The 14,890-nt window shown below is 69.0% G+C and carries 16 protein-coding genes and 1 tRNA gene; 5 read left to right on the forward strand and 12 right to left on the reverse strand.

Annotated elements, in window-relative coordinates; genetic code table 11:
* Positions 1-53 precede the first annotated feature (53 nt).
* The 5 genes from ACN8HC_RS09400 to ACN8HC_RS09420 form a co-directional block, all read right to left on the reverse strand.
* Entirely contained in the window at positions 54-701 is a 648-nt protein-coding gene (locus ACN8HC_RS09400) for a 50S ribosomal protein L25/general stress protein Ctc (RefSeq protein ID WP_490074570.1), read from the reverse strand.
* A 255-nt stretch (positions 702-956) separates the two neighbouring features.
* Positions 957-1,934 (reverse strand): ribose-phosphate diphosphokinase, encoded by a 978-nt coding sequence (locus tag ACN8HC_RS09405; protein WP_490074571.1) that lies wholly within the window; start codon positions 1,932-1,934, stop codon positions 957-959.
* Positions 1,931-3,373 (reverse strand): bifunctional UDP-N-acetylglucosamine diphosphorylase/glucosamine-1-phosphate N-acetyltransferase GlmU, encoded by a 1,443-nt coding sequence (gene glmU / locus ACN8HC_RS09410; RefSeq protein WP_490074794.1) that lies wholly within the window; start codon positions 3,371-3,373, stop codon positions 1,931-1,933. Before glmU ends, ACN8HC_RS09405 begins: the two co-directional genes overlap by 4 nt.
* A 238-nt stretch (positions 3,374-3,611) precedes the next feature.
* The gene (locus ACN8HC_RS09415; RefSeq protein ID WP_490074572.1) at positions 3,612-3,761 is read right to left on the reverse strand and encodes a hypothetical protein; all 150 of its coding nucleotides are present in this window, start codon (positions 3,759-3,761) and stop codon (positions 3,612-3,614) included.
* Between the two features lie 76 nt (positions 3,762-3,837).
* Positions 3,838-3,916: transfer RNA gene (locus tag ACN8HC_RS09420), tRNA-Gln, on the reverse strand.
* 107 nt (positions 3,917-4,023) lie between these two features.
* Here ACN8HC_RS09420 and ACN8HC_RS09425 point away from each other — a divergent pair.
* On the forward strand, positions 4,024-4,647 hold the full coding sequence (locus ACN8HC_RS09425) for a TetR/AcrR family transcriptional regulator (protein WP_490074573.1): 624 nt from the start codon (positions 4,024-4,026) through the stop codon (positions 4,645-4,647).
* Here ACN8HC_RS09425 and ACN8HC_RS09430 read toward each other — a convergent pair.
* Both ACN8HC_RS09430 and ACN8HC_RS09435 read right to left on the reverse strand, forming a co-directional pair.
* On the reverse strand, positions 4,634-5,026 hold the full coding sequence (locus ACN8HC_RS09430) for a VOC family protein (RefSeq protein ID WP_490074574.1): 393 nt from the start codon (positions 5,024-5,026) through the stop codon (positions 4,634-4,636). The two genes, ACN8HC_RS09425 and ACN8HC_RS09430, sit on opposite strands and share 14 nt — an antisense overlap.
* A 5-nt stretch (positions 5,027-5,031) precedes the next feature.
* The gene (locus ACN8HC_RS09435; protein ID WP_490074575.1) at positions 5,032-5,817 is read right to left on the reverse strand and encodes a methyltransferase domain-containing protein; all 786 of its coding nucleotides are present in this window, start codon (positions 5,815-5,817) and stop codon (positions 5,032-5,034) included.
* 89 nt (positions 5,818-5,906) lie between these two features.
* On the opposite strand from ACN8HC_RS09435, the gene ACN8HC_RS09440 reads away from it, so the two are divergent.
* A complete protein-coding gene (locus ACN8HC_RS09440) occupies positions 5,907-6,413 on the forward strand; it encodes a MarR family winged helix-turn-helix transcriptional regulator (RefSeq protein WP_490074576.1) in 507 nt (168 codons plus the stop codon).
* A gap of 13 nt (positions 6,414-6,426) precedes the next feature.
* On the opposite strand, the gene ACN8HC_RS09445 is transcribed toward ACN8HC_RS09440, so the two are convergent.
* The 5 genes from ACN8HC_RS09445 to ACN8HC_RS09465 form a co-directional block, all read right to left on the reverse strand.
* Positions 6,427-8,220, reverse strand: coding sequence for an ABC-F family ATP-binding cassette domain-containing protein (locus ACN8HC_RS09445; protein WP_490074577.1), 1,794 nt, complete (start codon positions 8,218-8,220; stop codon positions 6,427-6,429).
* A 34-nt stretch (positions 8,221-8,254) separates the two neighbouring features.
* Positions 8,255-9,184 carry a 4-(cytidine 5'-diphospho)-2-C-methyl-D-erythritol kinase gene (locus ACN8HC_RS09450; protein WP_490074578.1) on the reverse strand — a complete coding sequence of 310 codons (930 nt, stop codon included), beginning with the start codon at positions 9,182-9,184 and terminating at the stop codon, positions 8,255-8,257.
* A 4-nt stretch (positions 9,185-9,188) separates the two neighbouring features.
* The gene (gene rsmA / locus ACN8HC_RS09455; protein WP_490074579.1) at positions 9,189-10,073 is read right to left on the reverse strand and encodes a 16S rRNA (adenine(1518)-N(6)/adenine(1519)-N(6))-dimethyltransferase RsmA; all 885 of its coding nucleotides are present in this window, start codon (positions 10,071-10,073) and stop codon (positions 9,189-9,191) included.
* A gap of 125 nt (positions 10,074-10,198) precedes the next feature.
* The gene (locus ACN8HC_RS09460) at positions 10,199-11,107 is read right to left on the reverse strand and encodes a universal stress protein (RefSeq protein ID WP_490074580.1); all 909 of its coding nucleotides are present in this window, start codon (positions 11,105-11,107) and stop codon (positions 10,199-10,201) included.
* A 169-nt stretch (positions 11,108-11,276) separates the two neighbouring features.
* On the reverse strand, positions 11,277-11,852 hold the full coding sequence (locus tag ACN8HC_RS09465) for a hypothetical protein (protein WP_490074581.1): 576 nt from the start codon (positions 11,850-11,852) through the stop codon (positions 11,277-11,279).
* A 195-nt stretch (positions 11,853-12,047) separates the two neighbouring features.
* Here ACN8HC_RS09465 and ACN8HC_RS09470 point away from each other — a divergent pair, with 195 nt between their 5' ends.
* The 3 genes from ACN8HC_RS09470 to ACN8HC_RS09480 are packed head-to-tail and all read left to right on the forward strand — an operon-like array spanning position 12,048 to position 14,886.
* Positions 12,048-13,736, forward strand: a complete 1,689-nt coding sequence (locus ACN8HC_RS09470; RefSeq protein ID WP_490074582.1) for a sensor histidine kinase — start codon at positions 12,048-12,050, stop codon at positions 13,734-13,736.
* 9 nt (positions 13,737-13,745) lie between these two features.
* Positions 13,746-14,399: a response regulator gene (locus ACN8HC_RS09475; protein ID WP_490074583.1), complete on the forward strand. Its 654-nt coding sequence runs from the start codon at positions 13,746-13,748 to the stop codon at positions 14,397-14,399.
* 40 nt (positions 14,400-14,439) lie between these two features.
* On the forward strand, positions 14,440-14,886 hold the full coding sequence (locus ACN8HC_RS09480) for a pyridoxamine 5'-phosphate oxidase family protein (protein WP_490074584.1): 447 nt from the start codon (positions 14,440-14,442) through the stop codon (positions 14,884-14,886).
* The last annotated feature ends 4 nt before the right edge of the window (positions 14,887-14,890 follow it).

Raw genomic sequence — 14,890 nt, forward strand, 5'->3', positions numbered from 1 at the left:
GACGCGGCCCCGATCCGGAGAGGATCGGGGCCGCGTCGGTGCGTGGGAGTGGATCAGGCCTCGTCGCCCGACTCGCCCTCGGCGGGCGCCTCGGGCTCGTCCTTCTCGATGCCGGCCTCTTCCTCGGCCTCGGCGAGCTCCTCCTCGAGCTCCTCCGCCGCGACCTGCTGGCTGACGTTGACGACCAGCAGCTCCTCGTCGGCGACCAGGGTCACGCCGTCGGGCAGCTGGACGTCCTTGGCCAGGATCTGGCTGCCGGCCTCGAGGCCCTCGACCGAGACGGTGACCAGCTCGGGGATCGACAGGACGTCGGCCTCGACGGACAGCGTGCCGTTCTCGACGACGACGTTGGTCTCCGGACCCGCCTCGCCCTCGACGTGCACCGGCACGTCGACGGTGACCTTCTCGCCGCGCTTCACGATGACCAGGTCCACGTGCTCGATGACCGGCTTGATCGGGTTGCGCTGGACATCCTTGGCGAGCGCCAGCTCGTGCTTGCCCTCGAAGTCGAGGGTGAGGATCGCGTTGACGTGCTTGAGCGCCAGCATGGTGTCGTGGCCGGGCAGAGTCAGGTGCACCGGCTCGGTGCCGTGCCCGTAGAGCACGGCCGGGATCTTGTGGTCGCGGCGGATGCGGCGGGCGGCGCCCTTGCCGAATTCGGTGCGCAGCTCGGCGTTCAGCCGCAGCTCGGTCTGTGCCATGAGGATTCCTCGCTTCATCGGGCAACGGGTGGTGGAGTGCCTCGACGCGGGACGCGGCGCGAGCGGTGACCGACATACGTGCGCAGAGCGGCAGCGACGGCCGCGAGGTGCACGCCTTGTCGATCACGGACGTTCGTGCAACGTCCCTCGCCGAGGCTGGCGGTCAGATCGTATGCCGGGAGCGGTCCCCCGCCCAAATCGGTCGCCCCTGCGGCGACGGACAGCAGGCACGGTCATGCCCGCCCGAAGGCGGCGTCAGGGCGTGAACATCGAGGTGACCGAGCCGTCCTCGAACACCTCACGGATCGCCTTGCTCAGCAACGGCGCGATCGACAGTGGGGTCAGCTTGTCGAACTGCTTCTCCGGCGTGATCGGCAGCGTGTCGGTCACCACGACCTCGCGCGCCACCGAGTCGCGCAGCCGCTGCACGGCCGGGTCGGAGAAGATGGCGTGAGTCGCGGCGATCACGACACTCGCCGCGCCGTCCTTCATGAGCGCGTCGGCGGCATGGCAGATCGTGCCGCCGGAGTCGATCATGTCGTCGACCAGGATGCAGGTGCGGCCCTCGACCTCACCGATCACCCGGTTGGCGACACTGGAGTTGGACCGCGTGACGTCGCGCGTCTTGTGGATGAACGCCAGCGGCACCCCGCCGAGCCGCCGGGACCACTGCTCGGCGACCTTGATCCGGCCGGCGTCCGGGGAGACGACAGTGAGATCCTCGCTGCCGTACTTGTCGTTGACGTAACCGGTGAGGATGGGTAGCGCCTGCAGGTGATCGACCGGCCCGTCGAAGAAGCCCTGGATCTGGTCGGTGTGCAGGTCGACCGCCATCAGCCGGTCGGCGCCGGCGGTCTTGAACATGTCGGCCATCAGCCGGGCGCTGATCGGTTCACGACCGCGCGACTTCTTGTCCTGTCGGGCATAGCCGTAGAACGGCGTGACGACGGTGATCCGCTTCGCGCTGGCGCGTTTCAGCGCGTCGACCATGATCAGGTGCTCCATGATCCACTTGTTGATCGGCGCCGTGTGGCTCTGCAGCACGAACGCGTCGCAGCCGCGCACCGACTCCTCGAAACGCACGTACATCTCGGTGTTGGCGAAGTCGCGCAGTTCGGTCGGCACCAGTTCGGTGCCCAGGTCGTCCGCGACCGCCTTGGCCAGCCCCTGGTGTGCGCGACCGGAGAACACCATGAGGTTCTTCTCCGTGGTGCGTTTCATGCCGGTGCTCATTCTGCGGTGCGACCTTCCTGGTCTTCGGGGCCCTCGGAGTCGTCGGCCGGTATGTCGGGGGGCTCGGCCTGCGACGCCGCCTCGGCCGCCGCCGCGGTGTCGGTGCCGGCACGGCGTTGCGCCACCCAACCGGGGATGTTGCGCTGCCGGGCGCGGGCGATCGCCAGCTCGCCCGGAGCCACGTCCTCCGCGACGGCCGACCCGGCGGCGACATACACCCCGTCGGCGATGTCGACCGGCGCGACGATCACCGAGTTGCTGCCGACGAAGCTGTGCTTGCCGACGCTGGTGTGACTCTTGGTCACGCCGTCGTAGTTGGCGAAGATCGTGCCGGCCCCGATGTTGGCGCCCTCGCCGACGGTCGCGTCCCCGCAGTAGGTGAGGTGCGGCACCTTCGCGCCGTCGCCGATCTGAGCGTTCTTGGTCTCGACGAAGCCGCCGATCTTGCCCTCACGGCCGAGCTCTGTGCCGGGGCGCAGATAGGAGAACGGCCCGACCGTCGCGCCCGGGCCGATGAGGGCAAGCTTCGCCTGGGTGCGCACGACGCTCGCGCCGTCCTGCACCTCGGTGTCGGCCAGGGTGGTGTCGGGGCCGATGACGCAGTCCGCGCCGATGGTGGTGGCACCGTGCAGCTGACACCCCGGATGTATGACGGTGTCCTGCCCGACGCTCACGGTGACATCGACCCACGTGGAGTCCGGGTCGACGACGATCGCGCCGCTCTGCCGCATCAGCGTGTCGAGGACGCGGCGGTTGAGCTCCTTGCCGAGCCGCGCGAGCTGCGCCTTGTCGTTGACGCCCTCGGTCTGCCACAGGTCGTCGAGGACATGTCCGTGGACCGGTAACCCACGGCGGACGGCCACCTCGACGACATCGGTCAGGTATTTCTCGCCCGCCTGCGCGTGCACGCCGACCTCGGCGAGCGCGTCGCGCAGCACAGCGGCATCGAACGCGAAGATGCCAGAATTGAATTCGCCGATCGCGAGCTGTTCGCGCGTCGCCTGCTTGTGCTCGACGATCGCCTGCACGGCGCCGTGCGCGTCGCGGATGATCCGTCCGTATCCGGTGGCGTCCGGCAGCACTCCGGTGAGCACGGTGACCGCGGCACCAGCAGCCTCGTGCTCCTCGGTGAGTGCAGTCAGGGTCTCGGCGGTGAGCAGTGGCGTGTCCCCCGTGGTGACGACGACCGTGCCGGCCAGCGATGCCGGCAGGGCCAGCAGCCCGCACTCCGCCGCGCGCCCGGTGCCGTAGATCTCGTCCTGCTCGGCGATCACGATCTCCGGGGAGATCTCCCGCGCGGCTTCGGCGACGGCTTCCTTCTGGGCGCGCACCACGACGGCGACATACTGGGCCCCGGTGCCGACCGCCGCACTCACCGCGTGCCCGACGAGCGTTCGCCCGCCGATGGCGTGCAGTGCCTTGTTGCGTCGCGACTTCATCCGGGTGCCGTCCCCCGCGGACAGGACGATGACGGCGGCGGGTCTTGCGGTCACGAATTCGACTCCTGGTCGCGCTGGCGAAGGGGGCAGCGTGCGCATGCGGCCCGCCGCGATGTTACCGGCTGGCGATCGCGGCGCGAATTCCGGCAGCGCGCAGCATCCTCGACAACGGATCGGCGGCCGGCAGACGCAGCCTCGCCCACCTACGACGGCAGGTGGGCGGGGCTTGTCGCATTTGTCAGACCCTGCGCTTGATCCAGCCGAACACGGCGGTCGCAAGGAACAAGATGATCCCCACGAAGGCGAGCCACAGCAGGCCCTTGATCACGAAACCGAGGACCGCGAGAACGATCCAGATGACGAGCAACAAACCGATGAATGCCAACATGCAAGACATCGTGACACGGACCGGCCGCGTCTTCGGCCAGCCGAGCACTCCACCAGCATCATGCTGCTGGCAAAAGCTCCCCGGGTTGGAATCGAACCAACGTCGCTAATCCTGATTCAAAGTCAGGCGGCCCCTACCAGCAGAGCAACCGGGGAACGCCCCCGCCGGGGACGCGGACAAGGGTAGGACACATCGATCAAGAAGGCATATCGGTCCGGGAGACACGCGGACGCCCGGCCCGGCCATCGCCTATGAATGTGCCATGCCCACGAAGAAGCGGTCCCGGCTCTCCGCGGCCGACCGACGCGAACAGCTCATCTCCGTCGCTCAGCAACTCTTCGCCGAGCACGGTGTCCAGCCGACGACGGTCGAGGACATCGCCAGCGCCGCCGGCGTCACCAAACCGCTGATCTACGAACACTTCGGCGGCAAGGAGGGGTTGTATGCCGTCGTCGTCGACCGCGCGATGCGCGACCTGCTCGACCAGCTCGTCGGCTCGCTGACCTCCGGCGGCAGCTCCCGGGAACTGCTCGAGCGAGGTGCCCTCGCACTGCTGACCTACATCGAGGAGCATCCGGCCGCGTTCCGGGTGCTGCTGCGCGATTCGCCGTCCTCGCGTGGCAGCGGGTCGGCGGCCAGCATCATGTCGACCGTCGCGGGACACGTCGAGGAGATCGTCGTGGAGGTCTTCCAGCGCAACGACCTCGACATCGAGGTGGTGCCGATCTACGCCCAGATGCTCGTCGGGATGATCGGTTTCACCGGTGAGTGGTGGATCGAGTCCGGCTCGTCGCTGTCCCGCGAGACGGTGGCCGCGCACATGGTCAACCTCGCCTGGCACGGCCTCGGCGGCATCGCGAAGGACCCGACGCTCAAGACGGTGTGACCGGCGCCTGCTGCAGCTCGACGCGATTGCCGACGGGGTCCTCGGTGTGAAACCTGCGGACACCGGGGATCGCGTCGTCCCAGCGCACGGCTCCGCCGGCTGCTGCGACCGTAGTGGCCGCCGCGTCGACGTCACCGACGAGCAGGCACGGGTGGGCCTTGCGTGCCGGCACGAACGGTTCCTCGACGCCGCAATGCAGTTCGTGCGTGTCGCCGACCGCGAACCAGCACCCGCCGCGTGCTGCGAGAATCGGTGGTTTCGGGATCTCCGGCAGCCCGAGCAGCCCGCCGTAGAACGCGCGCAGGCCGTCCTCCGACCCGGCCGGGCAGGCAATCTGCACGTGATGCAGACCGGTTACCGAAACGTAGTGCGCTGTCATGTCTTTCAGCCTTTCCGGCCGACTGCGAAGATGCGCCGGAACGGCATCGGCACACCGTATGGCGCGCGCGGGTATGCCGTGTCGAAGCGGGCCACCAGTTCCTCGAGAAACGGCTCTCGCTCCGACTCACCGAGCACGTCCAGCAGCGGACGCAGTGCCGTGCCCTTCACCCACTCCAGCACCGGGCTGCGTTGCGCGCCCTGCGGATCGAGCAGCTGCAGGTAGGTCGTCTCCCACACGTCGACATGCGCACACTCGCTCGCGAGCAGCTCGGCATACCGTTGCGGCGTCTCGACGGGCGACTCGCGCAACGCGCCGACCAGATCGTCGGCACGCCGCTGTGCACGGGCGACCTCGCGGATGATCCGGTGCGACGGGGCGTCGAAGTTGCCGGGCACCTGCATCGCGAACCAGCCGCCGTCCGGCAGCGCCCGCAACCACTTCTCGATCAGCCCAACATGCCCCGGAACCCATTGCAGCGTCGCGTTGCTGACGATGACGTCGGGCGCGACGGAGGGGCTCCAGGTTGCGACGTCGCTCAACTCCCAGTGGACGCGGGCCGCCGCGTCCAGCGCGCGAGCCCGCTGGAGCATCGACTCCGAGGAGTCGATGCCGGTGATCGTCGCCTCCGGCCAGCGGTCGGCGAGGCTCAGCGTCAGGGGGCCGTTCCCACAGCCGAGGTCGACCACCTGCGCCGGCCGGTCGGCCCCCACTCGCGCGAGCAAGTCACCGAACGGTCGATTGCGCAGCCCGGAAAAACGTTCGTACTGCTGCGGATCCCACGTCGCCATACCAGCATCCTCTCGCCACCAATTTATCTTGACATCAAGATACCTTCATATGTCTCGATGTCAAGAAACTCGTGAGTAGACTGCCGGGCATGGTGGCGGAACGCGACGAGGTCGACCAGATCGTCGACGCCTGGCGTCGCGAACGCGCCGACCTCGACGTCGAGCCGCTCCAGGTGCTCTCCCGGGTGTCCCGGCTGGCGCGGCTGCTCGACCAGGCACGCGGCCACGCATTCACCGACCACGGGCTCGACGGCTGGGAATTCGACGTGTTGTCGGCGTTGCGGCGCGTCGGTGCACCTTACGAGCTGTCCCCCGGCGCGCTGGTGCAGCAGACCCTCGTCACCAGCGGCACCATGACCAACCGGGTCGATCGGCTGGAGAGCCGCGGGTTCGTCGAACGCCACCCCGCGCCGACCGACCGGCGCGGTGTGCTCGTCCGGCTCACGCCGGCGGGCCGCGACGCCGTCGACGCGGCGATGACCGAGTTGCTCGAGCACGAGCGGCAGATCCTCGCGCACCTACCGAGCCGCAACCGCTCGTCACTCGCGGCGTCGCTTCGCACCCTGCTCGCGGCCGTCGAGCACCCCGCGGACTGACGAACCCGCGAGCTCACTCGACGATCTCGCCGACTTCCAGCCAGCGCTCCTCGAGCTCCTCGCGTTGCGCATGTATGGCGCGCAACTGACCGTCGAGCTCGGTGGCGCGGGCCGGATCGGTCGCCGCTTCGACGAGTGCCGCGTGGAGCTTCTCCTCCTGGTCGGCCAGCTTGCCGAGGGTCCGCTCGATCCGCGCCATCTCCTTGCGGGCCTCACGCTGCTCCGCCGCACTGCTGACCTGCGCACGCGTTTGCTGGGTGGGCCGCGACGGCGCGGATCGCCTTGCCGCTGCATGGAGTTCGAGGTATTGCTCCACGCCCCCCGGCAAGTCGCGGATGACGCCGTCGCCCAGCAGTGCCACCTGCCGGTCGCACATCCGCTCCAGCAGATAGCGGTCGTGGGACACGACGATCAGTGTGCCGGCCCAGCCGTCGAGCACGTCCTCCAGCGAGGTCAGGGTTTCGATGTCCAGGTCGTTGGTCGGTTCGTCGAGCAGCAGCACGTTGGGCTCGGTCATCAGCAGTCGCAGCAGCTGCAGGCGACGTCGCTCGCCGCCGGACAGGTCCCCGACCCGGGTCTGCTGGCGCGCGCCGGAGAAGCCGAGCCGCTTGGCGAGCGACGACGCCGACACTTCTTTGCCACCGAGCATGATGAAGCTCTTCACCTCGGTGACGGCGTCGATGACCCGCATGCCGTCATACGTCTCGAGCTCGCGCACCTCCTGGGTGAGGAACGCCAGCTCGACCGTGCGGCCCTGCTTGCGCTTGCCTCCGGTGAGCGGCTGAGTGCCCTCGATGGCGCGCAGCACGGTGGACTTGCCCGCGCCGTTGACGCCGACGATCCCGGTGCGCTCCCCTGGCGCGAGCCGCCAGGTCTGCTTGTCGAGGATCCGCTGGTCGCCCACGTCCACGGTGGCGTCGATCAGGTCGATGACGTCCTTGCCGAGCCGGGTCGTCGCGAAACGCACCAGTTCGACCTCGTCACGCGGGTCCGGTTCGCCCTTGATCAGCTCGTTCGCCGCTTCGATCCGGAAGCGCGGCTTCGACGTCCGGGCGGGTGCTCCCCGGCGGAGCCAGGCCAGCTCCTTGCGCAGCAGATTCTGGCGGCGGTCCTCGGTCGCGGCAGCGATCCGGGCCCGCTCGTTCTTGGCCAGCACGTAGGCCGCATAGCCACCGTCATACTGCTCGACCCTGCCGTCGACGACCTCCCAGGTGTGGTCAGCAACCGCGTCCAGGAACCACCGGTCGTGCGTGATAGTCACGAAGGCGTTGTCCGGTCGTGCCCGCCGCTGCACCAGGTGGTCGGCCAGCCACTGCACACCCTCGACGTCGAGGTGGTTGGTCGGCTCGTCCAGCAGCAGGAGGTCGGGATCGTGGATCAGCAGCGTCGCCAATGCGATTCGCCGGCGCTCACCGCCTGACTTGGTGCCGACGACCGCGCCGGGGCCGCCGATCGCGGCGAAGTCGACACCGCCGAGCAGCCCACCCAGCACGTCGCGGGTCCGTGGGTCGCCGGCCCACTCGTGCTCCGCCCGGTCACCCAGAACCGCCTCGCGTACGGTCGCCGTCGGGTCGAGCCGGTCGTCCTGGCTGAGCATGCCGATCGTCAGTCCGCCGACCCGGGTCACCCGGCCGGCGGCGATCGGCTGGCTGCCGGCGAGCACCCGCAGCAGGGTGGACTTGCCACCGCCGTTGCGCCCGACGACGCCCAAGCGGTCGCCGGTGCCGACACCGAGCGAAACGCCGTCGAGGACCTGGTTGGTGCCGAGGGCGAGCGAAACGTTCTCGGCGGCAATGAGGTTCGGCATCAGGCAGCTATCGGTCGGGTATGTCGGGAGCAGGTCACCGGTGTCGCACGTCGTGCACCAGATGGGCGCCGTGCACCGGACCGGTGGCGCTGACCACCTCGTCGCAGATGTTGCTGGCGGACAGGGTGACCATCAGGTCGAGCGCGGAGTTGCGGTCGTCGCACAAGAAGGCGACGGTCGGCCCGGAGCCGGAGACGACCGCACCGAGCGCGCCGCCCGCGAGGCCGGTGGCAATGGTGTCGTTCAGCCGGGGCATCAGCGAGCACGCCGCCTCCTGCAGGTCGTTCTGCAGATTGTCGGCGAGGGCGTCGACGTCGCCCGCCCGCAGCGCCGCCATGAGCGCGGAGTTGGGAGTCGGCTCCGGCACCCGCCGTCCGCCCCGCAATCTGTCGCACTCCGCGTAGACCGCCGGAGTGGACAGCCCCTCGTGGTGCAGGGCGAAGACCCATTCGAAAGCTCCCCGGCTGAGCACCGGCACCAGATGCTCGCCGCGTCCGGAGCCGATCGCGGTCCCGCCCTCGAGTGCGAACGGCACGTCGCTGCCGAGCTCGGCGGCCATGTCCTGCAGTTCACGTGCGCTGAAACCGGAGTCCCAGATCTCGTCGACGGCGACCAGCGCCGCGGCGGCGTCCGCCGAGCCGCCCGCCATACCCCCGGCCACCGGGATCTTCTTCTCGACCTCGATGGCGAGGCATTCGTCGATGCCGATCCGGCGGGCGATGAGCTTGGCCGCTCGCATCGCGAGATTGCTGTCGTCGTCCGGCACGACGCCCTCACCGGTGCCGGTCGTGGTGACGGACCACTGGTCGGCCGGTCGGACGGTGACCTGGTCGTGGAGGTCGACGGCGTGGAAAACCGTTGAAAGAGAGTGGTATCCGTCCTGCTCGAGCGGCCCGATGCGCAGCTCGAGGTTGACCTTGGCCGGCACGCGTGCCGTGACCGGGGCCGTGGACGTCACTTGCATGCCGTCACCCTATGTGTTCGCGATCGGCGCTCGCCCGCTGGGCAGCAACGGCCGCGAACTGGTCGATCGTGAGCCGTTCACCCCGCAACGACGGGTCGACACCGGCCGCACGCAGCAGCCGTTCAGCCTCGGGCGCCGAGCCTGCCCAGCCGGCGAGCGCCGCGCGCAGCGTCTTGCGCCGCGCAGCGAACGCCGCGTCGACGCAGGCGAAAACGTCCTCTCGAGAGGCGGTCGTCGCCGGCGGCCGGCGCCGCGTCATCGACACCAGCCCGGAGTCCACGTTAGGCGCCGGCCAGAAGACGGTGCGGCCAACCCGGTCGGCGAGCCGGACGTCGGCATACCAGGCCGCCTTGACGCTCGGCACCCCGTAGACCTTGCTGCCCGGCCGGGCGGCGAGCCGCTCGGCGACTTCCAGCTGCACCATGACCAGCACCCGTCGCAGCGACGGGAACCGGGCGAGGAAGGACAGCACGACCGGCACTGCGACGTTGTAGGGCAGGTTGGCGACCAGCGCGACCGGCTGTGGGTCGGGCAGCTCGGTCACCGTCATTGCGTCCTGCTGGATGACCCGCAGCCGGCCGGCCAGATGCGGCGCCAGGTCCTCGATCGTCCGCGGCAGTTGCTCCGCGAGCCGGGGGTCGATCTCGACCGCGGTCACCTGGGCCGCCGCCCCGAGCAGCGGCAGGGTCAGCGAGCCGAGGCCCGGCCCGACCTCGACCACGCTGTCGGCCGGCCCGACCTCGGCCAGCCGGACGATCTTGCGCACCGTGTTGGGATCGATGACGAAGTTCTGGCCCCACTGCTTGGTCGGCCGCACCCCGAGGCGACCGGCCAGCTCCCGCACCAGCGGAGCGGTGAGTAGCGTGGCGGCGTCGGCGTCGTCGGTCATCCGGCCGACCCTAGCCGCTGAGCGTCGAAACGGTCAGCGACACCCGAACCGGCCGCTGACGCCCCAGCGGAGGCGTCGATCGCCGGTTCGAGCGTCAACCGCGGCCTACGGCTGCGTGGCCGGCTTCAGGCGGTGGTCTGCCTCGGCTTTGCGCTGCCGGCCGACTGGAGCGACGGCGTGTGCCCGACCACGGCAACCGGAGCGGGCGCACGGCGCATCAGGGTTTGACTGACCGAGCCTAACAGGAGGCCGGCCAGTTCGTGGTGTCCCCGGCTACCCACGACCAACAGCGAGGCGTCGGCGCCGTATCGCGCGAGGTTGCCCGCTGTCGGCCCGCAGACGATCTGAGTCGTGACTTCCACGCCGGGGTGCCGCGCCGTGGGCTCCTGCAGCACCTTGTCGAGGACGGCTCGATAGTGCTGGTGAGCAGCCGCCATCGTCCCGCCCGGCATCGGGATGTCGCTGGCGAAATCCCGCCGGTCGAGCTGCCAGCACAGGACCGCGACGAGCGGCACACCGCTCCGGTCGGCCTCGGCAAATGCGAAATCGAGAGCGCCGGCGCCATCGTGTCGTGCGTCGACCCCGACGACGACCGGCCCGGTGTGTTGTTGCACCGGGAAAGCGTGCCGCACGACGATGACCGGGCACGACGACTCTGCCGCAACCCGAGTCGTGGTGGATCCGAGCAGCGCACCGCGGACCGGCCCGAAGCCCCTGCTGCCGAGCACGATCTCGCCCGCAGCAGGCGACACGTCGAGCAATGCGACAACCGGTGATTCCATCGGCTGGGAGCAACTCACCTTCAGTTCAGCGTGCCGGGCGACGATCCCCAGCGCCTCGTCGCACACGTTGTCGGCGACGACCGGCGTCTGCTCCACGTCGAAGTGGGCCGGCGGTGTGCCTTGTGCGTGCAGGATGTGCAAGGGGCGGCCGGAGAGCCGGGCCCGGTCGGCGGCCCACCGCAGGGCGTGCCAGCCCTCGGTCGACCCGTCGACTCCGACGACGATCGTCTTCTCGTCCAAGCGGATGTTCATCGTGCGCCTCCTCGATGTGGCTTCTGACTTTTGTTCAGCGTGTCGTGCAGTGGACATCGCGCCGAGGGCCGAAGGTCCCGAAGGTTCGCCGGCCCCCGCCGCGACCAACGCGAACGGGTTCATCAGCCCGGTGGCTGCTGAACCCGTTCTTGATCCCCTTCGCGGCTGGTCAGGACAGCACCGGGAAGCGTCGGACAAGCGCCGTCTGCTTCCACCACGTTCCGAGGCCCAGCATGCGGTCCGCCTGCAGCACGGGCAGGGCCAGGATCGCGATCGCGTAGATCAGGTGGTCGTCCATGAAGGGGTTGTTGGCCGGTGGCAGCACGACCGACCACATGAGCACGAGCATGATGGCGGCGGCGACCGAGGACGCCCGCATGGCGACGCCGACGCACAGGCCGATGCCGATGCCCAGCAGACCCAGCATGAACAGCCAGTCCGCCCAGCCCTGACCGGCGATGTCCTTGTAGAAGGAGGCGAACGGCCCGGTTGCCGAGAAGTGCAGGAATCCGTAGGTGGGGCTGCCGCCGTGGATCCAGGCCTGCTTGCTGGTGGTGTCGTGGCCCAGCCCGAACGTCTTGTCCAGGAAGGCCCACAAGAACACCCAGCCGAGGCAGACCCGCAGCACGCCGAGCAGGTAGCCCGCAGCCACCGGCACCGACGGTGCTGCGATCGTGCCGTTGTGCAGGTCGACACGGGACGACGGCGTCGCCTGACGACTGCGAGATTGCGCGGAAAGCTTCATGACTTTCTCCTCTGCTTGCCCGCCATGGCGGGTCTTGTTGACAACACCAGCCTCCCTGGGGCGCGGCGCCGTACGCAGAGACGAAGGTCCCGAAGGGTGTCCATGAGTGACACGCCGGACTTACGGTGAGCTATGCACAGCCCGCACGAAGGTGCTGATGGGGCCCCGTCCTTGGTGACGCCGTCGGAGCTCGATTTGGACGATCTGATCAGTGAGCTGCGCGCGCGGGCGACGCAGCGGTTCCGCTCCCACGAGCAGCTGGCGCATCTGCTGGATGCCGTCGTGGCGATCACCGCCGACCTCGACCTGAATGATGTGCTCTCCCGAATCGTGCGCGCCGCGTGCGAACTGGTCGATGCGCGGTATGGCGCCCTGGGCGTGCTCGACCGGGATGGGGAGCACTTGGCCCAGTTCCTCACTCGCGGCGTGACGCCGGAGGAACACGCGGCGATCGGGGACCTGCCGCACGGCAACGGCATCCTGGGTCTGCTGATCCGGGAACCGCAGCCGTTGCGGTTGGCGGATCTGTCGCAGCACCCGGCCAGCGTTGGGTTTCCGCCTCATCACCCTGCGATGCACACCTTCCTCGGGGCACCAGTCCGTATCCGCAACGAGGTGTTCGGCAACATCTACCTCACGGAGAAGGCCGAAGGGAGTGACTTCACCGATGACGACGAGACGATCCTGGTTGCGCTGGCGGCGGCGGCCGGCATCGCGATCGACAACGCGCGCCTGTACGAACGCACCCGCCGCCAGCGTGCCGTGGTGGAGACCAGTAACGAGCTGAGCCAACGGCTGCTGGAAGGGTCAGCCGAACGCGATGCGATGCGTTTCCTGGTCGGGGCCGCCGTCGAGCACACGTACGCGCGACACGGCTTCGTCGCGCTGCACGACGAGTTGGGCCAGCTCCACGTGGTGACCTGCGATCTCGGACCGGGTGACGAGTCGTGCGACACCGTGCTGGCTGCCCCTGGTTGGCACACCCTGGTGGACGCGGGCGAGCCGGTTCTGCTCGGTAAGGACGACCCTCCGCCGGCCGAGATCGGTGACAGCCTGCTGACCGAGCTGACGTCGGTGCTGGGCGGCGGGCACGGCGAGGTCGCGGTGCTGCCGCTCGTCGTCGGCACTGATGACGTCGGCGTGCTGGTCGTCGTCTGGGAGAAGGACAGCTCGCCGATGGCCGCGGAGATGCTGGACTTGCTGGCCGGACTGGCGACTCAGGCTGGGCTGGCGTTGACCGCGGCGCGTGCCCAGCACGACCGGTCGCGGCTGGTGCTCCTGGAGGACCGGGACCGGATCGCGCGCGACATGCACGACCACGTCATCCAGCGGCTGTTCGCGACCGGACTGTCGCTACAGGCGGCCAGTCACCTGGCGACCCATCCCACGGTGCGCGCAAGACTCTTCGAAGCCGTGGACGATCTGGACCGGGCGATCAAGGACATCCGGTTCGCTATCTTCGAACTGCACGAGGTCGAAGCGACGAGCACCTCCCAGGCGGTGCAGGCCCTGGTGACCAACCTGACGAACATCCTCGGCTTCCGGCCTGACGTCACCGTCCGCGGCCCGCTCGACCAACTGCCCACCCAGGTCGCCTCCGACGTGCTGGCCGTCGTCCGCGAGGCGTTGTCCAATATCGCCCGGCACGCCGGCGCCGATCAGGCATCCGTGGAACTGGCGTGCGGGGACGAACTGGTCATCACGGTGCGGGACAACGGCGCCGGTATCACCCCGGGCGTGCGCCGCAGCGGGCTGGACAACCTGTCGGACCGGGCTCAAGCGCGTGGCGGCTCCCTGGAACTGCATCCGGTCAACCCCTCGGGCACCGAGCTGCACTGGCGCATCCCACTCGCCGGTGGCTCCAGAACACGACGCGAAGGGTGAGGAACGCTCATGTCGATCCGGATCTTCCTGCTCGACGACCACGAAGTGGTACGTCGCGGCATCCGAGACCTGCTCAACGCCGAACCCGATCTCACAGTGGTCGGCGAGGCCGGAACGGCCGCTGCAGCACTGCGCGAAATCGTCCTCAGCCGGCCGGACGTGGCCCTGCTCGATGTGCGGCTGCCCGACGGGTCCGGCATCGACGTGTGCCGGGACGCGCGGTCCGCGCTCCCCACCATGAAGGCGTTGATGTTCACGTCATACACCGACACCGGCGCCTTGCAGGCGGCGGTGCTCGCGGGCGCGGCGGGATACCTGCTGAAGGACATCAAGGGACCGAGCCTGGCGGATGCGGTGCGCGCCGTTGCCGCCGGCCGAAACCTGCTGCGCGAGCAGGAGGTCGAGCGGCTGCGCCGGTCCTGGCAGGAGCGGGACACCACTGACCCACGTCTGCACGTGCTGACACCCCAGGAGCGCCGCATCCTGGACCACATCGGCCAGGGCATGACCAACAAACAGATTGCCGACAGCCTGCACCTCGCGGAAAAGACGGTGAAGAACTACGTGACGTCCCTGCTCGCCAAACTGGGCATGGAACGCCGCACCCAGGCGGCGGTCTTCGCCGCGACCCACACTGATGAGCCATCTGCCCGGGACCAATGACCCTGTCTCGGGCCTACCCCAGGCGAGCAGCCTGAGGGACATGAGTATCACGAAGAACGACATGCACACTGTCGACCTGTCTGCCTCGGAGTGCTGGACGCTGATTCGCTCGGTGCCCGTCGGCCGCCTTGCGGTGTCCGTCGACGGACACCCGGACATCTTCCCGGTGAACCACGTGGTCGATCACGGAACGGTCGTGCTGCGCACCGGACCCGGCACCAAGCAGAGCGCGGCGAACGCGCACCATGTTGCGTTCGAGGTCGACGGGTATGACGTGCAGCGTTCTGAGGCGTGGAGTGTGGTCATCAAGGGCCTCGCCCGAAGCGTCGAGCGGCTGCACGACGTGGTGGATGCACTGCAGTTGCCGCTGTTCCCCTGGCAGGACGGCCCGAAGCCATCCTTCCTGCGCATCGAACCGGACACCATCAGCGGACGCCGGATCCGGGTGACGGACGGCCACACCACCACTGGCCGGACCACCGCATAGCCAC

It is taken from the genome of Flexivirga sp. YIM B11880, assembly GCF_058148645.1.